The 15266-nt window shown below is 63.0% G+C and carries 15 protein-coding genes; 3 read left to right on the top strand and 12 right to left on the bottom strand.

What is annotated here, in order from left to right; all coding sequences use genetic code 11:
- Positions 1-21: 21 nt before the first annotated feature.
- Genes AK81_RS04125 through AK81_RS04110 form a run of 4 tightly spaced genes read right to left on the bottom strand, consistent with a single transcriptional unit; the run spans position 22 to position 3467 of the window.
- Complete coding sequence (locus AK81_RS04125) at positions 22-1179, bottom strand: betaine/proline/choline family ABC transporter ATP-binding protein (RefSeq protein WP_043196958.1); 1158 nt, start codon at positions 1177-1179, stop codon at positions 22-24.
- Positions 1176-1829: an ABC transporter permease gene (locus AK81_RS04120; RefSeq protein ID WP_043196957.1), complete on the bottom strand. Its 654-nt coding sequence runs from the start codon at positions 1827-1829 to the stop codon at positions 1176-1178. Before AK81_RS04120 ends, AK81_RS04125 begins: the two co-directional genes overlap by 4 nt.
- Positions 1826-2740, bottom strand: coding sequence for a glycine betaine ABC transporter substrate-binding protein (locus AK81_RS04115; RefSeq protein WP_043196956.1), 915 nt, complete (start codon positions 2738-2740; stop codon positions 1826-1828). The genes AK81_RS04120 and AK81_RS04115 overlap by 4 nt, the downstream gene beginning before the upstream one ends.
- A 13-nt stretch (positions 2741-2753) precedes the next feature.
- Positions 2754-3467 carry an ABC transporter permease gene (locus tag AK81_RS04110; protein WP_043196954.1) on the bottom strand — a complete coding sequence of 238 codons (714 nt, stop codon included), beginning with the start codon at positions 3465-3467 and terminating at the stop codon, positions 2754-2756.
- Positions 3468-4039: 572 nt separating this feature from the next.
- Here AK81_RS04110 and AK81_RS04105 point away from each other — a divergent pair.
- Together AK81_RS04105 and AK81_RS04100 are read left to right on the top strand one after the other, a co-directional pair.
- Positions 4040-4369: an XRE family transcriptional regulator gene (locus AK81_RS04105; RefSeq protein WP_043196953.1), complete on the top strand. Its 330-nt coding sequence runs from the start codon at positions 4040-4042 to the stop codon at positions 4367-4369.
- Between the two features lie 91 nt (positions 4370-4460).
- Positions 4461-6044: a peptide chain release factor 3 gene (locus tag AK81_RS04100; RefSeq protein WP_043196952.1), complete on the top strand. Its 1584-nt coding sequence runs from the start codon at positions 4461-4463 to the stop codon at positions 6042-6044.
- A gap of 152 nt (positions 6045-6196) precedes the next feature.
- Here AK81_RS04100 and AK81_RS04095 read toward each other — a convergent pair whose 3' ends face one another.
- The 4 genes from AK81_RS04095 to AK81_RS04080 all read right to left on the bottom strand — a co-directional run bounded on the left by AK81_RS04095 (position 6197) and on the right by AK81_RS04080 (position 9974).
- Complete coding sequence (locus AK81_RS04095; RefSeq protein WP_043196951.1) at positions 6197-7276, bottom strand: polyamine ABC transporter substrate-binding protein; 1080 nt, start codon at positions 7274-7276, stop codon at positions 6197-6199.
- A 52-nt stretch (positions 7277-7328) separates the two neighbouring features.
- Positions 7329-7670, bottom strand: coding sequence for a cupin domain-containing protein (locus tag AK81_RS04090; protein WP_043196949.1), 342 nt, complete (start codon positions 7668-7670; stop codon positions 7329-7331).
- A 32-nt stretch (positions 7671-7702) separates the two neighbouring features.
- A complete protein-coding gene (locus tag AK81_RS04085) occupies positions 7703-9109 on the bottom strand; it encodes an NAD(P)/FAD-dependent oxidoreductase (RefSeq protein ID WP_043196948.1) in 1407 nt (468 codons plus the stop codon).
- 64 nt (positions 9110-9173) lie between these two features.
- Positions 9174-9974 (bottom strand): AraC family transcriptional regulator, encoded by an 801-nt coding sequence (locus AK81_RS04080; protein WP_043196946.1) that lies wholly within the window; start codon positions 9972-9974, stop codon positions 9174-9176.
- Positions 9975-10188: 214 nt separating this feature from the next.
- Between AK81_RS04080 and AK81_RS04075 the strand changes: the two genes are divergently transcribed.
- Positions 10189-11088, top strand: coding sequence for a hypothetical protein (locus tag AK81_RS04075; protein ID WP_043196945.1), 900 nt, complete (start codon positions 10189-10191; stop codon positions 11086-11088).
- 229 nt (positions 11089-11317) lie between these two features.
- On the opposite strand, the gene AK81_RS04070 is transcribed toward AK81_RS04075, so the two are convergent.
- Genes AK81_RS04070 through AK81_RS04055 form a run of 4 tightly spaced genes read right to left on the bottom strand, consistent with a single transcriptional unit; the run spans position 11318 to position 15212 of the window.
- A complete protein-coding gene (locus AK81_RS04070; RefSeq protein WP_043196944.1) occupies positions 11318-12286 on the bottom strand; it encodes a peptide ABC transporter ATP-binding protein in 969 nt (322 codons plus the stop codon).
- On the bottom strand, positions 12286-13254 hold the full coding sequence (locus tag AK81_RS04065) for an ABC transporter ATP-binding protein (protein WP_043196943.1): 969 nt from the start codon (positions 13252-13254) through the stop codon (positions 12286-12288). Before AK81_RS04065 ends, AK81_RS04070 begins: the two co-directional genes overlap by 1 nt.
- Positions 13255-13264: 10 nt before the next feature.
- Positions 13265-14191, bottom strand: coding sequence for an ABC transporter permease subunit (locus AK81_RS04060; protein ID WP_043196942.1), 927 nt, complete (start codon positions 14189-14191; stop codon positions 13265-13267).
- Positions 14192-14201: 10 nt separating this feature from the next.
- Entirely contained in the window at positions 14202-15212 is a 1011-nt protein-coding gene (locus tag AK81_RS04055) for an ABC transporter permease subunit (RefSeq protein ID WP_043196941.1), read from the bottom strand.
- Positions 15213-15266 lie beyond the last annotated feature (54 nt).

The raw sequence follows: 15266 nt of genomic DNA, 5'->3' as shown, positions 1-15266 counted from the left end.
CTTGCCCGCGAAGAGGCCGGTTCAGGAAATCGCTGCCTCGGCCGGCGACACGATCGAGGTCTTGGCCCCGCGCGACCTACCCGAGCTCAGGTACGCCGCAATCGACTCCTGCGTCACCTCGCCCAAAAACACCTGCTCGGCATCCAGCACCGGCAACCACGCCCGGTTGAACTCGTACATGCGCGACAGCAGGATGCGCAAATGCTCATCGTGCGACGCCGTGGCATTGAACGGCCGCAGGAAGTCGCCACAGGTGCCTTGCTGGCGGTGCATGTCGCGCCGGCGCACATAGCCCAGCGCCTTGTTCTGTGCATCGGTCACCACTACATAGCGGCGGTCGTGCTCATCCAGCAGCTCCAGTGCATCGCTCACAGGCGTTTCCGGGCTCACCGACGGCGCGTTGTCCGCTGCATCCTCGGCACGCACCAGCAGCAGGCGCTTGAGGGTGCTGTCCTGGCCAACGAAGTTGCTGACAAAGTCATCCGCCGGGTGAGCCAGCAGCGTGTCCGGGTGGTCCAGCTGCAACAGTTTGCCGGCACGGAAGATGGCAATCTTGTCGCCCAGCTTGATGGCTTCGTCGATGTCGTGGCTGACCATGATCACGGTCTTGTTCAGCGCCCGCTGCATCTCGAAGAACTCGTTCTGGATCATTTCGCGGTTGATCGGGTCGACCGCGCCGAACGGCTCGTCCATCAGCAATACCGGTGCTTCGGCGGCAAGGGCACGGATCACGCCGATGCGCTGCTGCTGGCCACCGGACAGCTCGCGCGGGTAGCGCTGCAGGTACTGCTTGGGTTCGAGCTTGATCATGTGCATCAGCTCGCGGGCACGCTCGTGGCACTTTTGCTTGTCCCAGCCGAGCAGGCGCGGGACCACGGTGATGTTCTCTTCGATGGTCATGTTGGGGAACAGGCCGATCTGCTGGATCACATAGCCGATATGGCGGCGCAGGGTGACTTCGTCCAGCCCGGTGGTGTCCTCGCCATTGATGAACACCTGGCCCGAGGTAGGCGTGATCAGGCGGTTGATCATTTTCAGCGTGGTGCTCTTGCCGCAGCCCGAGGGGCCGAGGAACACGCAGATTTCCCCTTCGTTGACGGTGAGGTTTACCGCGTCGACGGCTTTCACGTCCTTGCCGTTGACGGTGAAGGTTTTGCTGAGGTTCTTGAGTTCGATCATGAGCGCAGTCCTTCTGGAGTCAGGGCACGTTGCAGGGTTTGCAGGAGCAGGTCGGCAATGATGGCCAGCAGGCTGACCAGCACGGCGCCGACCAGCAGCATCGACATGTCGCTGCGGCTGATGGAGGTGAGGATGAGCACGCCCAGGCCGCCGGCGCCGATGGTGGCGGCGATGGTCATGACGCCGATGTTCATGACCACGGCAGTGCGCACACCGGCGAGGATCACCGGTACCGCGATGGGCAGCTCGACCATGCGCAGGCGCTGGCCGAAGGTCATGCCGATGCCGCGTGCGGCTTCACGGATGCCGGGCTCGACATTGGTCAGGGCCAGGTAGGTGTTGCGCAGGATTGGCAGCAGCGAGTACAGGAATACCGCCGTGATCGCGGGTAGTGGGCCGAGGCCTTGGCCGAACTTGGAATAGAACGGCAGCAGCAGGCCGAACAGGGCGATCGACGGGATGGTCAGCAGCACCGTGGCGCTGGCTTGCAGCGGGCCGGCGAGGGCCGGGAAGCGGGTCATCAGGATGCCCAGCGGCACGCCAACAAGGATGGCCAGGCTCACGGCAATGCCCACCAGCATGATGTGCTGCCAGGTCAGTTGCAGCACCTGTGCCCAGTCCAGGTGGTTGAAGGTATCGATCAGGTTCATGGCTGGCCCTCGCTGTTCAGTGGGTGCTCACGCAGGAAGGCGGCGGCCACGGCGGTCGGGTTCTGGTGTTCGACGTCGACCTTGGCGTTGAGCTGGCGCATGGTTTCGTCATCCAGCTGCTCGGCCAGTGGCTTGAGCAGGCCGGCCAGTTGCGGGTTGGCGTCGAGCACGGCTTTGCGCACCACGGGCGCTGCGGTGTAGTCGGGGAAATAGTGCTTGTCGTCTTCCAGCAGCTTGAGGCTGAACGCACTCAGCCGGCCGTCGGTGGTGTACACCAGCCCGGCGAACACCTGGTTGTTGCGCATGGCGGTGTACACCAGGCCACCGTCCATCTGGCGAATGTTGTGCCGGTCCAGCGGCAGGCCGTACATCTCGCGCAGGCCGACCAGGCCGTCGGGGCGGTTGGCGAACTCGGTGTCCAGCGCCACCAGGTGGTTGCGCTGGCTTTCGTCGCGCAGCACCTGGTTGAGGTCGCTGATGGTGTTGACCTGCGGGTAGGCCTCGGCCACTTGCTTGGGCAGGCCCAGCGCGTAGGTGTTGCTGAACTTCGACGGGGCCAGCCAGATCAGGTCTTTCTTTGCATCCAGCGCTTTGACCCTGGCGAAGGTGGCTTCGGCACTGGGCATGCGCTCGTCGATGTGGTTGTACGACACCAGCGAAACGCCGGTGTATTCCCACATCAGGTCGAGCTGGCCGGTCTCCTGGGCCTGGCGCGCAATGTTGCTGCCAAGGCCGGTGGTGACGCGCACGTCGAAGCCGTTGGCACGCAGGTACTGCGCGGTGATTTCGGCGAGCACGGTCTGCTCGGTGAACACCCGCGCGCCGATGCGCACCAGCGGTTTTTCCACTGCCTGGGCAAATCCTGCGAACAGCAGGGCCGCGCCCAGCAGCAAGGCGATTCTCTTGTTCATACGTTCCCTATCCTTATTGGGCCAGGCCACGTTCCAGCCAGCGCTTGCTGGAGAAACTCACGGCGGCGTCCAGCACCAGGGCCAGCAGTGCGGTGCAGGCGGCACCCAGCAGCAGCTGTGGCTGGTTGTTCAGGGCGATGCCGGGGAAGATCAGGCTGCCCAGGCTGTTGGCGCCGATCAGGAATGCCAGCGGTGCGGTGCCCACGTTCAGTGCCAAGGCCACGCGTACACCACCGACGATGATCGGCACGGCATTCGGTAGCTCCACCTGCCAAAGTTGCTGGCGCGGGGTCATGCCGATGCCGGTGGCGGCTTCCTTGAGTGAGGCTGGGACGTTTTTCAGGCCCTCGTAGGTGTTGCGCACGATGGGCAGGAGGGAGGCGAGGAACAGCGCGAAGATCGCAGGCCCGGCGCCGATGCCCAGGATACTGAGCGCGATGGCCAGAACGGCCAGGGGAGGGATGGTGTTGCCAACGTTGAAGAACTGCATGAAGCGCTCGGCTTTGTCGACCCGGTGCGGTCGACTGAGGGCAATGCCAGCCGGGATGCCCACGGCCAACGCCGCCGCCATCGAAGCCAGCACCAGAACCAGGTGCGCTTGCAGGTAGAACCCAAGATCGTCGCGATAACGCGCGATCGTGTCGATGCCGATCCAGTGGATCAGCAGGGCCAGGATGACGAGCACGGTGGCGCATCCCAACAGCCCTTTACCGTAGCGTTTAGCCACAGGCGGACTCCTTGTGTTGTCGGCGAGCACACTTCTTTTTTGCCGGCCAGTCCTGGCGGCGGTTGGTGTGTTCGCGAGTAGCAGCGTGATGCACGCCGAAGGCTGCGATCAGGCCATGAGCCGAACCCCGTCGGGCCCGAAAATGCTGATGAAACCAGTCCCCAACCTAAGCGGGTTGCAGGGGAGTGGACGTCTCCGTGGGCGTAAAGGTTCCCATCTGAGGCGGCATTTGGCCAGCGTTAATCACTGGCAACAGCGAAATCTCGCACGAAAAAACAGCGATTTTTTTACGTGGAGGCGTTGAATTACCTGCTATCGGGCCATTTGTCTCGCCAAGCAATATCTGCTTTGGAATTCTCTCGATATCTTCTTGAGGGAATATTCTTTCGGAGGTATGTTTGTTGTGTGGTCTATAGGGATGTGCCCGGAATTCCAGGTCGAGTTCGGGGCGTTGGCAATGGAGGTTCAGGATGAACTGTTGGCTCAGCTACACCTGCTGGCATGCTGCGGCCCGGCGCTAGGTCGACCGCGTGTGGATACCTTGAAGGCAACGGCACCTTTTCAGAGGTTGAATTATGAAAACACTCAATGAGGTCATGAACGAGTTGTCGCCTGAGCGCAGGGCGAGGGTCGAAGCACGCGGTCGTGAATTGACCCGTGAAGAAATGACCTTGCAAGCCTTGCGCAGGCAGTTGGAAATCACCCAGGACGAGTTGGCGGAACGTCTCGATGTCCGTCAGGGCAATGTTTCGAAAGTGGAGAAGCGGAGTGACATGTTGATTTCCACCCTTCGCAGCTATGTCGAGGCCCTGGGTGGAACACTGGAGCTCGTTGCACATATGCCCGGCCGGCCGCCTGTCACGCTAGAAGGTTTTTGTGAGGATCAGGCGCAACGCGCGTGATTGACCAACGGACGGGGATCAAATTTTGGTCCCCGCTCAACTTCAGGTATGATATCGCCCCTTTTTGAATCCCCCAGTCAGGCGATTTCCCATGACCAACCAGGCCGCCGAAGTCGCGAAGCGCCGCACTTTCGCAATCATTTCCCACCCCGACGCCGGTAAGACCACCATCACCGAGAAGCTGCTGCTGATGGGCAAGGCCATTGCCGTCGCCGGTACCGTGAAGTCGCGCAAGTCCGACCGCCACGCCACCTCCGACTGGATGGAAATGGAGAAGCAGCGCGGCATCTCCATCACCACCTCGGTGATGCAGTTCCCGTACCGCGAGCACATGATCAACCTGCTCGACACCCCCGGCCACGAAGACTTCTCGGAAGACACCTACCGCACCCTGACCGCGGTGGACTCGGCGCTGATGGTGCTCGACGGCGGTAAAGGTGTAGAGCCGCGTACCATCGCCCTGATGGACGTGTGCCGCCTGCGCGATACGCCAATCGTCAGCTTCATCAACAAACTCGACCGTGACATCCGCGACCCGATCGAACTGCTCGACGAGATCGAAGCCGTTCTGAAGATCAAGGCTGCGCCGATCACCTGGCCGATTGGTTGCTACCGTGACTTCAAGGGTGTGTACCACCTGCAAGGTGACTACATCATCGTCTACACCCCGGGCCACGGCCATGAGCGTACCGAGGTGAAGATCATCGAGAAGCTCGACTCCGATGAAGCCCGCGCACACCTGGGTGACGAATATGATCGCTTCATCGAACAGCTTGAGCTGGTACAGGGTGCATGCCATGAGTTCGATCAGGACGAATTCATCAATGGCCAACTGACCCCGGTGTTCTTCGGTACGGCACTGGGCAACTTCGGTGTCGACCATGTGCTCGATGCTGTTGTCGACTGGGCGCCGCGCCCGCTGGCCCGTGTCGCCCACGAGCGCACCGTGGAGCCGGTGGAAGAGAAGTTCACAGGCTTCGTGTTCAAGATCCAGGCGAACATGGACCCGAAACACCGCGACCGTATCGCCTTCATGCGCATCTGCTCGGGCAAGTATGAGAAGGGCATGAAGATGCGCCACGTGCGTACCGGCAAGGACCTGCGCATCGGTGACGCGCTGACCTTCTTCTCCTCCGAGCGCGAGCAACTGGAAGAGGCCTTTGCCGGCGACATCATCGGCCTGCACAACCACGGCACCATCCAGATTGGCGACACCTTCACCGAAGGCGAAGCGCTGGGCTTCACAGGTATTCCGCACTTCGCCCCGGAGCTGTTCCGCCGCGTGCGCCTGAAGGACCCGCTCAAGTCCAAGCAGCTGCGCCAGGGCCTGCAGCAGCTGGCCGAAGAGGGTGCAACCCAGGTGTTCTTCCCGGAGCGCAGCAACGACATCATCCTTGGCGCGGTCGGTGTGCTGCAGTTCGATGTGGTCGCCAGCCGCCTGAAGGAAGAGTACAAGGTCGAATGCGCCTACGAGCCGATCACCGTGTGGTCGGCGCGCTGGATCAGCTGCGATGACAAGAAGAAGCTCGAGGAATTCCAGACCAAGGCCATGGAAAACCTGGCCATCGACGGTGGCGGGCACCTGACCTACCTGGCGCCGACCCGCGTCAACCTGGCGCTGATGGAAGAGCGCTGGCCGGACGTCAAGTTCCGCGCTACCCGCGAGCACCACTAACCCTCGAAGCCAGATCAGGATCTTGTGTTGTCTGATCTGGCCCTATCGCCGGCAAGCCAGCTCCCACAGGGATCTGCACAGTCCTGAAGGCTGGTGCAGTTCCTGTGGGAGCTGGCTTGCCGGCGATGAGGCCAGTGAAAACTACACGGGGCTCAGTTTCCGGCCTTGATGCTGGTCCAGATGCGGGTTCTGATGCGGTCGATCTTGGCCGGCATCGCTTCCAGCGCATACAACTTGCCCATCATGTCTTCGCTCGGGTAAATCATCGTATTGCCCTTCATGGCCGGCTCCACCAGGCCGTCCGCCTTCAGGTTGCCGTTGGCGTACTGCACATGGTTGCTGATGTTGGCCATCACCTCTGGCTGCAGCAGGTAGTTCATGTAGGCATACCCGGCTTTTTCGTCCGGTGCATCGGCCGGCATGGCCACCATGTCAAACCACATGGGCGCGCCTTCCTTGGGTATCGAATAGCCCACCTTCACCCCGTTCTTCGCCTCTTCGGCACGGTTTTTCGCTTGCAGCACATCCCCCGAGAAGCCCACCACCACACAGATATCGCCGTTGGCCAGGTCGCCGGTGTACTTCGATGAATGGAAGTAGCTGATGTACGGCCGCACCTGCATCAGCAGCGCCTTGGCCTTTTCGTAGTCCGCCGGGTTCTGGCTGTGGTGCGGCAGGCCCAGGTAGTGCAGGGCAATCGGCAGCAGCTCGGGGCCGTTGTCCAGCACGGCGACGCCACAGCTTTTCAGCTTGCTCATGTACTCGGGCTTGAAGATCAGGTCCCACGAATCCACCGGCGCGTTGTCGCCGAGCACCGCCTTGACCTTGTCGATGTTGTAGCCGATGCCGGTACTGCCCCACAGGTACGGAAAGCCGTACTGGTTGCCCGGGTCGTTCACCTCCAGTGCCTTGAGCAGCACCGGGTTGAGGTTCTGCCAGTTGGGCAGCTGCGACTTGTCCAGACGCTTCAGGGCCTTGCCCTGGATCTGCCGGGCCATGAAGTGGTTGGAGGGGAACACCACATCGTAGCCGGAGTTGCCGGTCATCAGCTTGCCGTCGAGGGTTTCGTTGCTGTCGTACACGTCGTAGGTGGGCACGATGCCGCTGGCTTGCTGGAAGTTCTTCAGCGTGTCGGGGGCGACGTAGCTGGACCAGTTGTAGATCTTCACCGTTTCGGCGGCGCCGGCCACACTGGCGGCCAGCATCAGGGGGGCGAGAAGGAGCGTGCGCATGTCGGGTTTACCTTGCTTTGTCTGTTGTTATCGAAGGCAGGCGATCAGCGGATCAGAAGATGAGTACGTAGGTCTTGCGCACGGTCTCCTGGATGTCCCAGGTGCCGGTGCTGTTGGCCGGTAGCATCAATGCGTCTCCGGCTTCTATGACCAGGGGCTCGCCACCGTCGGGGGTGAAGGTGCAGCGGCCCTTGATGAAATGGCAGAACTCCTGTTGCACGATCTGCCGCCGCCAGCGCCCCGGGGTGCACTCCCAGATGCCGGTTTCGACGCCATCACTGCGTTCCACGCAGGTGACAGACGTCACCGCCACGGGTTCGCCAAGCGGCACCGCGACCGGGTTGGAAGCCTCCAGCGCGACGCTGTGGGTGTTCTTGAACTGGGTAATGCTCATGACCGGTGGATCCTGTGTCGGGGAAAGGGAAGTCAGTGCATGAAGCCTTCCATGAAGTCCGCAAGGGAACTGGCCAGGCGCCGTCTCCAGGGCGCGCTGGCGGGGTTGGCGAGGGTCCGGTCCTCGTGGATGAAGCTTTGGATGATGGCGTTGTAGCCCAGCCAGCGGCAGGGCTCGGGCGGCCAGCTGGCCAGGCTGGAAACCGGGCGGTTGTCGAGTACCCAAGGCTGCGCGGTCAGCTCGTTATGCTGGTTGAGGATCAGCGCGGCCAGGGTGCGCCCACCCAGGTTGGTGGCGCCGACCCCTTCACCGCCGTAACCACCGGCCAAGGCGATGCCGCGCTGGCGGTCGCAGAGCATGTGCGGGCGGAAGCGCCGGGCCATGCCCAGGTTGCCGCCCCAGGAGTGGGTAATGCGCACGTGCTTGAGCTGAGGGAACAGTTCACTGAACAGGTAGCGGCGCAGCTCGATTTCGTGCGCGTCGAGGTTGAAGTTTTCGCGCAGGCGGCCACCGAAGCGGTAACCACCGCGTGCGCCGAATACCAGGCGGTTGTCGGCGGTGCGCTGGCCATAGGTGACCTGGCGGCTGCTCTCGCTGAAGGCCTGGCCCTGGCTCAGGCCGATCTGCTCCCAGGTCGATTCCGGCAGCGGTTCGGTGGCTACCAGCAAACTCTGTACCGGTAACTGGTGCTTGCCCAGCGGCGGCAGGCTGGCGGCGTAGCCTTCAACGGCGGGCACCATCCACTGGCAGCGAATCCGCGCCAGCGGGGTGCGCACCTCGCCGGGTTGCCAGTCGATGGCCGGGGTGTTCTCAAAGATCGGCACGCCCAGCGCTTCCACCGCACGCGCCAGGCCACGCACCAACTTGGCCGGCTGGATGGTCGCGGTGTGCGGGCTGTAGATGGCACCGAACGCATTACTGACCCGCAGCTGGTTTTCCAGTTGCTCGGGGCGCAGCCAGCGGTAGTCGTCCTCGGTCATGCCTTGGCGATACAAGTCGTCGAGGTAGGCGCGCAGGTTGCGCTCCTGCTCCGGGTAGCGCGCGGCGCAGTACAGCACGCCGCCCTTGCGGTAGTCGCAGTCGATGCCTTCGCGTTGCAACACACCCTGCACTTCATCGGGAATGCCGTGCAGCAGGTCGATGCTGGCGCGGCGCTGTTGTGGCGACAGGGTAGCGAGCAGGCGGTCTTCACCCAGCAGGTTGCCCATCAGCCAGCCGCCATTGCGCCCGGAGGCGCCGAAGCCGGCAATGTTGGCGTCGATCACCGCGATGTTCAGTTGCGGCGCCTGGCGCTTGAGGTAGTAGGCGGTCCACAGGCCGGTATAGCCGGCACCGATGATGCACACATCCGCTGCCAGGTCTTCGCGCAGCGCCGGGCGGGCGCACAGTGGCTCTTCGAGCTGGTCCATCCACAGGCTGAGCGTGCGCAGGGGTTGCATCGGGTTCGGCTCCACATCGGTCAAGGTCTGTGGGCGATCCTAGTGCTGTCAGCCAGCGGCTGTCTTACGTGCGTGCACGCAGAGAAATTTGCTTGAGGTAGGCCTTGGGGGTGAGCCCGGTGTGCTCGCGGAAGCACTTGTAGAACGCCGATAGCGAGTTGAAACCGGCGCTGAATGCCAGTTCGTCGATCGTCGCTTCGGCGCTTTCGTCGTCGAGGCTGGCCATCAGGTGCTGCAGGCGGGCCTGGTTGACGTAGCGGTAGAAGCTTTGCCCGAGCACCTGGTTAAGCAGGTAGGAGATCTGGTTGCGGCTGTAGCCACTCGCGTCGGCTACCTGCTGCAGGTCCAGCTCCGGGTCCAGGTAGGGGCGCTGGCGCTGGAAGTAGTGCTCCAGGTCCTGGGCCATGGTCGACAGCTGCCGCGGCGACAGGCCCAGGCGGCTGGTGGCCGGGCGCGGGCCGCCGCTGCCGTGCCCGCTGCCGTTCTGGCGAACCAGCGTGGCGTATTCGTTGACCCGCCAGATCAGCCCGTCCTTGACGGTGATCGCCTCGCTGGACTGGAACGCCACCAGGCCGTCACCGCCCTGGACCGTGACCTGGTACTGGATGAACGCGGTGCAGCCATCGACGCGGATGCGGTCGCTGTGAACGATGTCTTCGCCGGCTTCATGGGGCAGGCAGGCGCGCACGTAGTCGCGCAGCTCGACGTAGCCGAGCACGCGGTTCTGGAAGAAGTCGTGGTACTGGATGTCGGGGTGGTACAGCGCAATGACCCCGTCCAGGTCGCGGTGCTTCCAGCACAGGTGGTAGCGCAGCACGGTGTCGGCGGTAAGTGGGGTCTGGGCGGAGTCGTCAGGGAGCGTCATTGCCAGATCATGCCTCGCCGTTGTGAAGGCCACAATATTGCAGAACACCTGATGCAGGACGGCCACTCGCGCTTTTTGCACGATTCTTAAATCGCAGCCTTCGCTAACTATCTGATTTATATGTAAGTAATTTTTTGTAATGAATGGCACAGCCTCTGCAATGGTTACTGCGCGAATGGACTTCTCGCTAACAACATACATAGGCGCACACATCATGATCCCCTCTGCCGACTCCTCCGTTTTCGATACTCAAGGCCGCTCAGGTGTTTCCTGGGCGGCCATCTTTGCGGGTGCTGCTGCGGCGGCCGCGCTATCACTGATATTGGTGGTGCTCGGGGCGGGCCTGGGCTTTGCCGCCACCTCACCGTGGGCCAACGAGGGCGCAAGCGCGAAAGCGCTGGCTGTTTCCACCATCATCTGGCTATTGCTGACGCAGATCATCGCTTCTGGCCTGGGCGGCTATATCGCCGGCAGGCTGCGTGTGAAGTGGGCCAACCTGCATGGCGATGAGGTGTACTTCCGCGATACCGCCCATGGGTTCCTGTCCTGGGCAGTCGCGACATTGGTAGCCGCCATGCTGGTACTGGGTACGGCGGGCAACCTGGTAGGTGCCGGGGCCAGCGCGGCGACGCAAGTGGTCGGCATGAGTGCTGCTGCCGGTGGCGCGGCTGCTGCCAATGCCGATAAGAATTCGATGGGGTACTTCGTCGACAGCCTGTTCCGTGGTGACGGCCCTGCACCGGTGAGCGAGGACGCTGCCAATGGGGTAGCGGCGCGCATTCTGGCCAAGGGCCTGACAAGTGACGGTGCGCTTGCGCCTGAAGACCGCGTTTACCTCGCGCAGTTGGTGGCACAACGTACCCGCCTGACCCAGCCTGAGGCAGAGGCCCGCGTCGACCACGTGATGGCCCAGGTGCAACAGCTCAAGTTGCAGGCCAAGCAAGCCGCTGACACTGCCGCCAAGGTTGCTGCCTGGACCGCGCTGTGGACCTTCGTAGCGCTGCTGTGTGGCGCCTTCTTCGCCAGCCTTGCAGCGCTTTATGGTGGTCGCCGTCGTGACCAGGTGCAGTGGCTGGAAGGCGAATACGTCGCTCATCGCACTATTCAACGTTAAGCAAGGAGAACCGACATGCGCTCGATACTGCTCTGGATGCTTGGAGTACCGATTCCGATCATCATCCTGATCGCCATTTTCATGCATTGACCTAAGGGGGCCGCTCTGCGGCCCTATCGCGACACAAGGCCGCTCCTACAGGAGATCGCGGTACCCCTGCGATTACGATCCCTTGTAGGAGCGGCCTTGTGTCGCGATGGGCTGCAAAGCAGCCCCGGCTATCTAACGTTTAAAGAAACTGCTCGGCATAGTGGCAAGCCACCTGCCGGCTACTCACCTGCCGCAACGCCGGTACCTCCTTGGCACACCGCTCGGTCGCATACGGGCAACGCTTGTGAAACGCGCACCCATCCGGCGGATTCAGCGGGTTGGGCAGCTCCCCCACAATGCGAATCTTCGGCTTCAGCGGGTCGGGATGAATGGCTGGCGTCGCCGACAGCAGCGCCTGGGTATAGGGATGCAGCGGCTTCTCGTAGATATCCGCTTTAGGCCCCATTTCCACCGGGCGACCCAGGTACATCACCAGCACGTGATCGGCCACATGCCGCACCACCGCCAGGTTGTGCGAGATGAACACGTAGGCGGTGTTGAACTCCTTCTGCAAGTCCATGAACAGGTTCAGCACCTGCGCCTGGATCGACACGTCCAGCGCCGAGGTCGGCTCGTCCGCCACCAGCACTTTTGGCTGCAGCATCATCGCCCGGGCCAGGGCAATGCGCTGGCGCTGGCCACCGGAGAACATGTGCGGGTAACGCTGGTAGTGCTCGGGGCGCAGGCCCACCTGCTCCATCATTTTTTGTACTTTCTCGCGTCGCTCGGCCTTGCTCAGGGAGGTATTGATCACCAGCGGTTCTGCCAGCTGGTCACCAATTTTCTGCCGTGGGTTGAGCGAGGCGTAGGGGCTCTGGAACACCATCTGCACATCACGGCGCAGTTGCTTGCGCTGCGCCTTGCTGGCCCCTGTCACCTCTGTGCCGGCAATTTGCAGCGAGCCGGACGACGGCTCTTCGATCAGGGTCAGGGCGCGGGCCAGGGTCGACTTGCCGCACCCGGACTCGCCGACCACCGCCAGGGTCTTGCCGGCTTCCAGTTCGAACGACACGCCATTCAATGCGCGGACCAGGGCATGGCCTTTGAACAGCCCGCGGGAGACTTCGTAATGCCGGGTCAGATCCCGGGCAGATAGAACGACGGCCATCACGCCACCTCCTGGTTCAGCGGGTAGAAGCAACGCACCAGGCTGTGGGCCTGAGGATCGAGAGACGGGCGCTGGCGCCGGCAGTTGTCCTGCACGTACGGGCAGCGCGGCGACAGCAGGCAGCCGACGGGGCGGTCGTAGCGGCCGGGGACAATGCCCGGCAGGGTGGCCAGGCGCTCGGCGCCGATGCTGTGCTCGGGGATCGCCGCCAGCAAGGCTTCGCTGTAAGGGTGGGCGGGCACGTCGAACAGATCCGGCACCTGACCCACTTCGACGGCTTCGCCTGCGTACATCACGCATACCCGCCTGGCCGTTTCAGCGACCACGGCGAGGTCGTGGGTGATCAGGATGAGCGCCATGTTGCGCTCCTTCTGCAGGTTGACCAGCAGCTCCATGATCTGCGCCTGGATGGTCACGTCCAGCGCGGTGGTCGGTTCGTCGGCGATCAGCAGCTTGGGCTCGCCGGCAATGGCCATGGCAATCGCCACGCGCTGGCTCATGCCGCCAGACAACTGGTGCGGGTAGGCATCCAGGCGGCTTTCCGCTGCCGGGATCTCGACCTTCTTCAACAGCTCAAGGGCACGCTGGCGCGCGGCCTTGCCCTTCAGGCCCAGGTGCTGGCGCAGCACTTCTTCGATCTGGTAGCCCACGGTATAGCTGGGGTTGAGCGCGGTCATCGGGTCCTGGAAGACCATGGCGATGTCCTTGCCCACCACCTTGCGCCGCTGGCGGCCGCTGAGCTTGAGCATGTCGGTACCGTCGAAGCTGAGGGCGTCGGCGGTGATGCGCCCGGGTGCGTCGATCAGGCCCATCAAGGCCATCATGGTCACGGATTTGCCCGAGCCGGATTCGCCGACGATGGCCAGGATTTCACCGGCGTCCACCGACAGGTCCAGGCCATCGACCACGGGTACCGCATTGGCGTCGCCGAAGCGCACGTTCAGGTTTTTGATCTGCAACAGTGACATGGCGTTCTCCTCAGGCGGCGTTCTTGAGTTTCGGGTCCAGCGCATCGCGCAGGCCGTCGCCCATCAGGTTGATTGCCAGCACACTGAGCAGAATGGTCAGGCCGGGCAGGCTCACCACCCACCAGGCACGCTCGATGTAGTCACGGGCCGAAGCCAGCATGGTGCCCCACTCCGGGGTCGGTGGTTGTACGCCCAGGCCGAGGAAGCCCAGGGCTGCAGCGTCCAGGATCGCCGAAGAGAAACTGAGGGTGGCCTGCACGATCAGCGGCGCCATGCAGTTGGGCAGCACGGTGACGAACATCAGCCGTGGCAGCCCGGCACCGGCCAGGCGTGCGGCGGTGACGTAGTCGCGGTTCAGCTCGACCATCACTGCGGCCCGGGTCAGGCGCACGTAGGAGGGCAGGGAGACGATGGCGATGGCGATCACCGTGTTGATCAGGCCTGGGCCGAGGATGGCGACGATGGCCACGGCCAGCAGCAGCGATGGCAGGGCCAGCATCACGTCCATCAGGCGCATGATCGACGGGCCGAGAATTTGCGGGAAGAAGCCGGCCAGCAGGCCCAGCAGGATGCCCGGGATCAGTGACATCACCACCGACGACAGGCCGATCAGCAGCGACAGCCGCGCGCCCTGGATCAGCCGCGAAAGCAGGTCGCGGCCCAGTTCGTCGGTGCCAAGGATGAACTGCCAGGTGCCACCCTCCAGCCATACCGGCGGGGTCAGCAGGAAGTCGCGGTACTGTTCGCTCGGGTCATGCGGGGCGACCCATGGCGCGAACAGTGCGCAGAACACCACCAGGCACATGAAGGCCAGGCCCATTACGGCGCCTTTGTTGCGCGAGAAGGCTTGCCAGAATTCTTTGTACGGCGAGGGGTAGAGCAGGCTCTGGTCCACCGGGCTGGCCGGCGACACGGATTTTGCTATCGGGCTAGTCATGGCAAAGGCCTCAGCGCTGATGACGGATGCGTGGGTTGGCCAGGCCGTAGAGGATGTCCACGACGAAGTTGACCAGGATCACCAGGCAGGCGATCAACAGGATGCCGTTCTGGACCACGGGGTAGTCACGGGCACCGATGGCTTCGATCAGCCACTTGCCGATGCCCGGCCAGGAAAAGATGGTTTCGGTCAGCACCGCACCGGCCAGTAGCGTGCCGACCTGCAGGCCGAACACCGTCAGCACCGGAATCAGGGCGTTGCGCAGGCCATGCACGAACACCACCCGGGCGGGCGAAAGGCCCTTGGCACGGGCGGTGCGGATGTAGTCCTCGCGCAGCACTTCAAGCATCGACGAACGGGTCATGCGGGCGATTACCGCCAGCGGGATGGTGCCGAGCACGATGGCCGGCAATATCAGGTGCATCACCGCGTCCTTGAACGCGCCTTCTTCATCGCTGAGCAGGGTGTCGATGAGCATGAAACCGGTCTTCGGCTCAATGTCGTAAAGCAGGTCGATGCGCCCGGACACCGGGGTCCAGCCCAGGCTTACCGAGAAGAACATGATCAGGATCAGGCCCCACCAGAAGATCGGCATCGAGTAGCCTGCAAGGGAAATGCCCATCACCCCGTGGTCGAACAGTGAACCGCGCTTGAGCGCCGCGATCACCCCGGCCAGCAGGCCAAAGGTGCCGGCGAACAGCAGGGCGGCGAAGGCCAGCTCAAGGGTGGCCGGGAACAGCGTGAGGAACTCGGTCCACACGCTTTCGCGGGTGCGCAGCGATTCGCCGAGGTCACCCTGGGCGAGCTTGCCGACGTAGTCCAGGTACTGGGCCGGCAGTGGCTTGTTCAGGCCAAGGCGTTCCATGGCCTGGGCGTGCATTTCGGGGTCGACCCTGCGCTCGCCCATCATCACTTCCACCGGGTCGCCGGGAATCAGGCGTATGAGCGCAAAGGTCAGCAAGGTGATGCCGAAAAAGGTCGGTATCAGCAGGCCAAGGCGCCGGGCAATAAAACTCAACATTGTCGGGGTTACCTCATCAGACCGTAGGGCAATCAGCCCGGTACGGCAGTGCCG

This window comes from Pseudomonas putida W15Oct28 (genome assembly GCF_000708715.2).
In the GTDB taxonomy this organism is placed as follows: Bacteria; Pseudomonadota; Gammaproteobacteria; order Pseudomonadales; family Pseudomonadaceae; genus Aquipseudomonas; species Aquipseudomonas putida_R.
The sequence above is the reverse complement of the archived record's forward strand: the minus strand, read 5'-3'. Positions and strand labels throughout refer to the sequence as shown.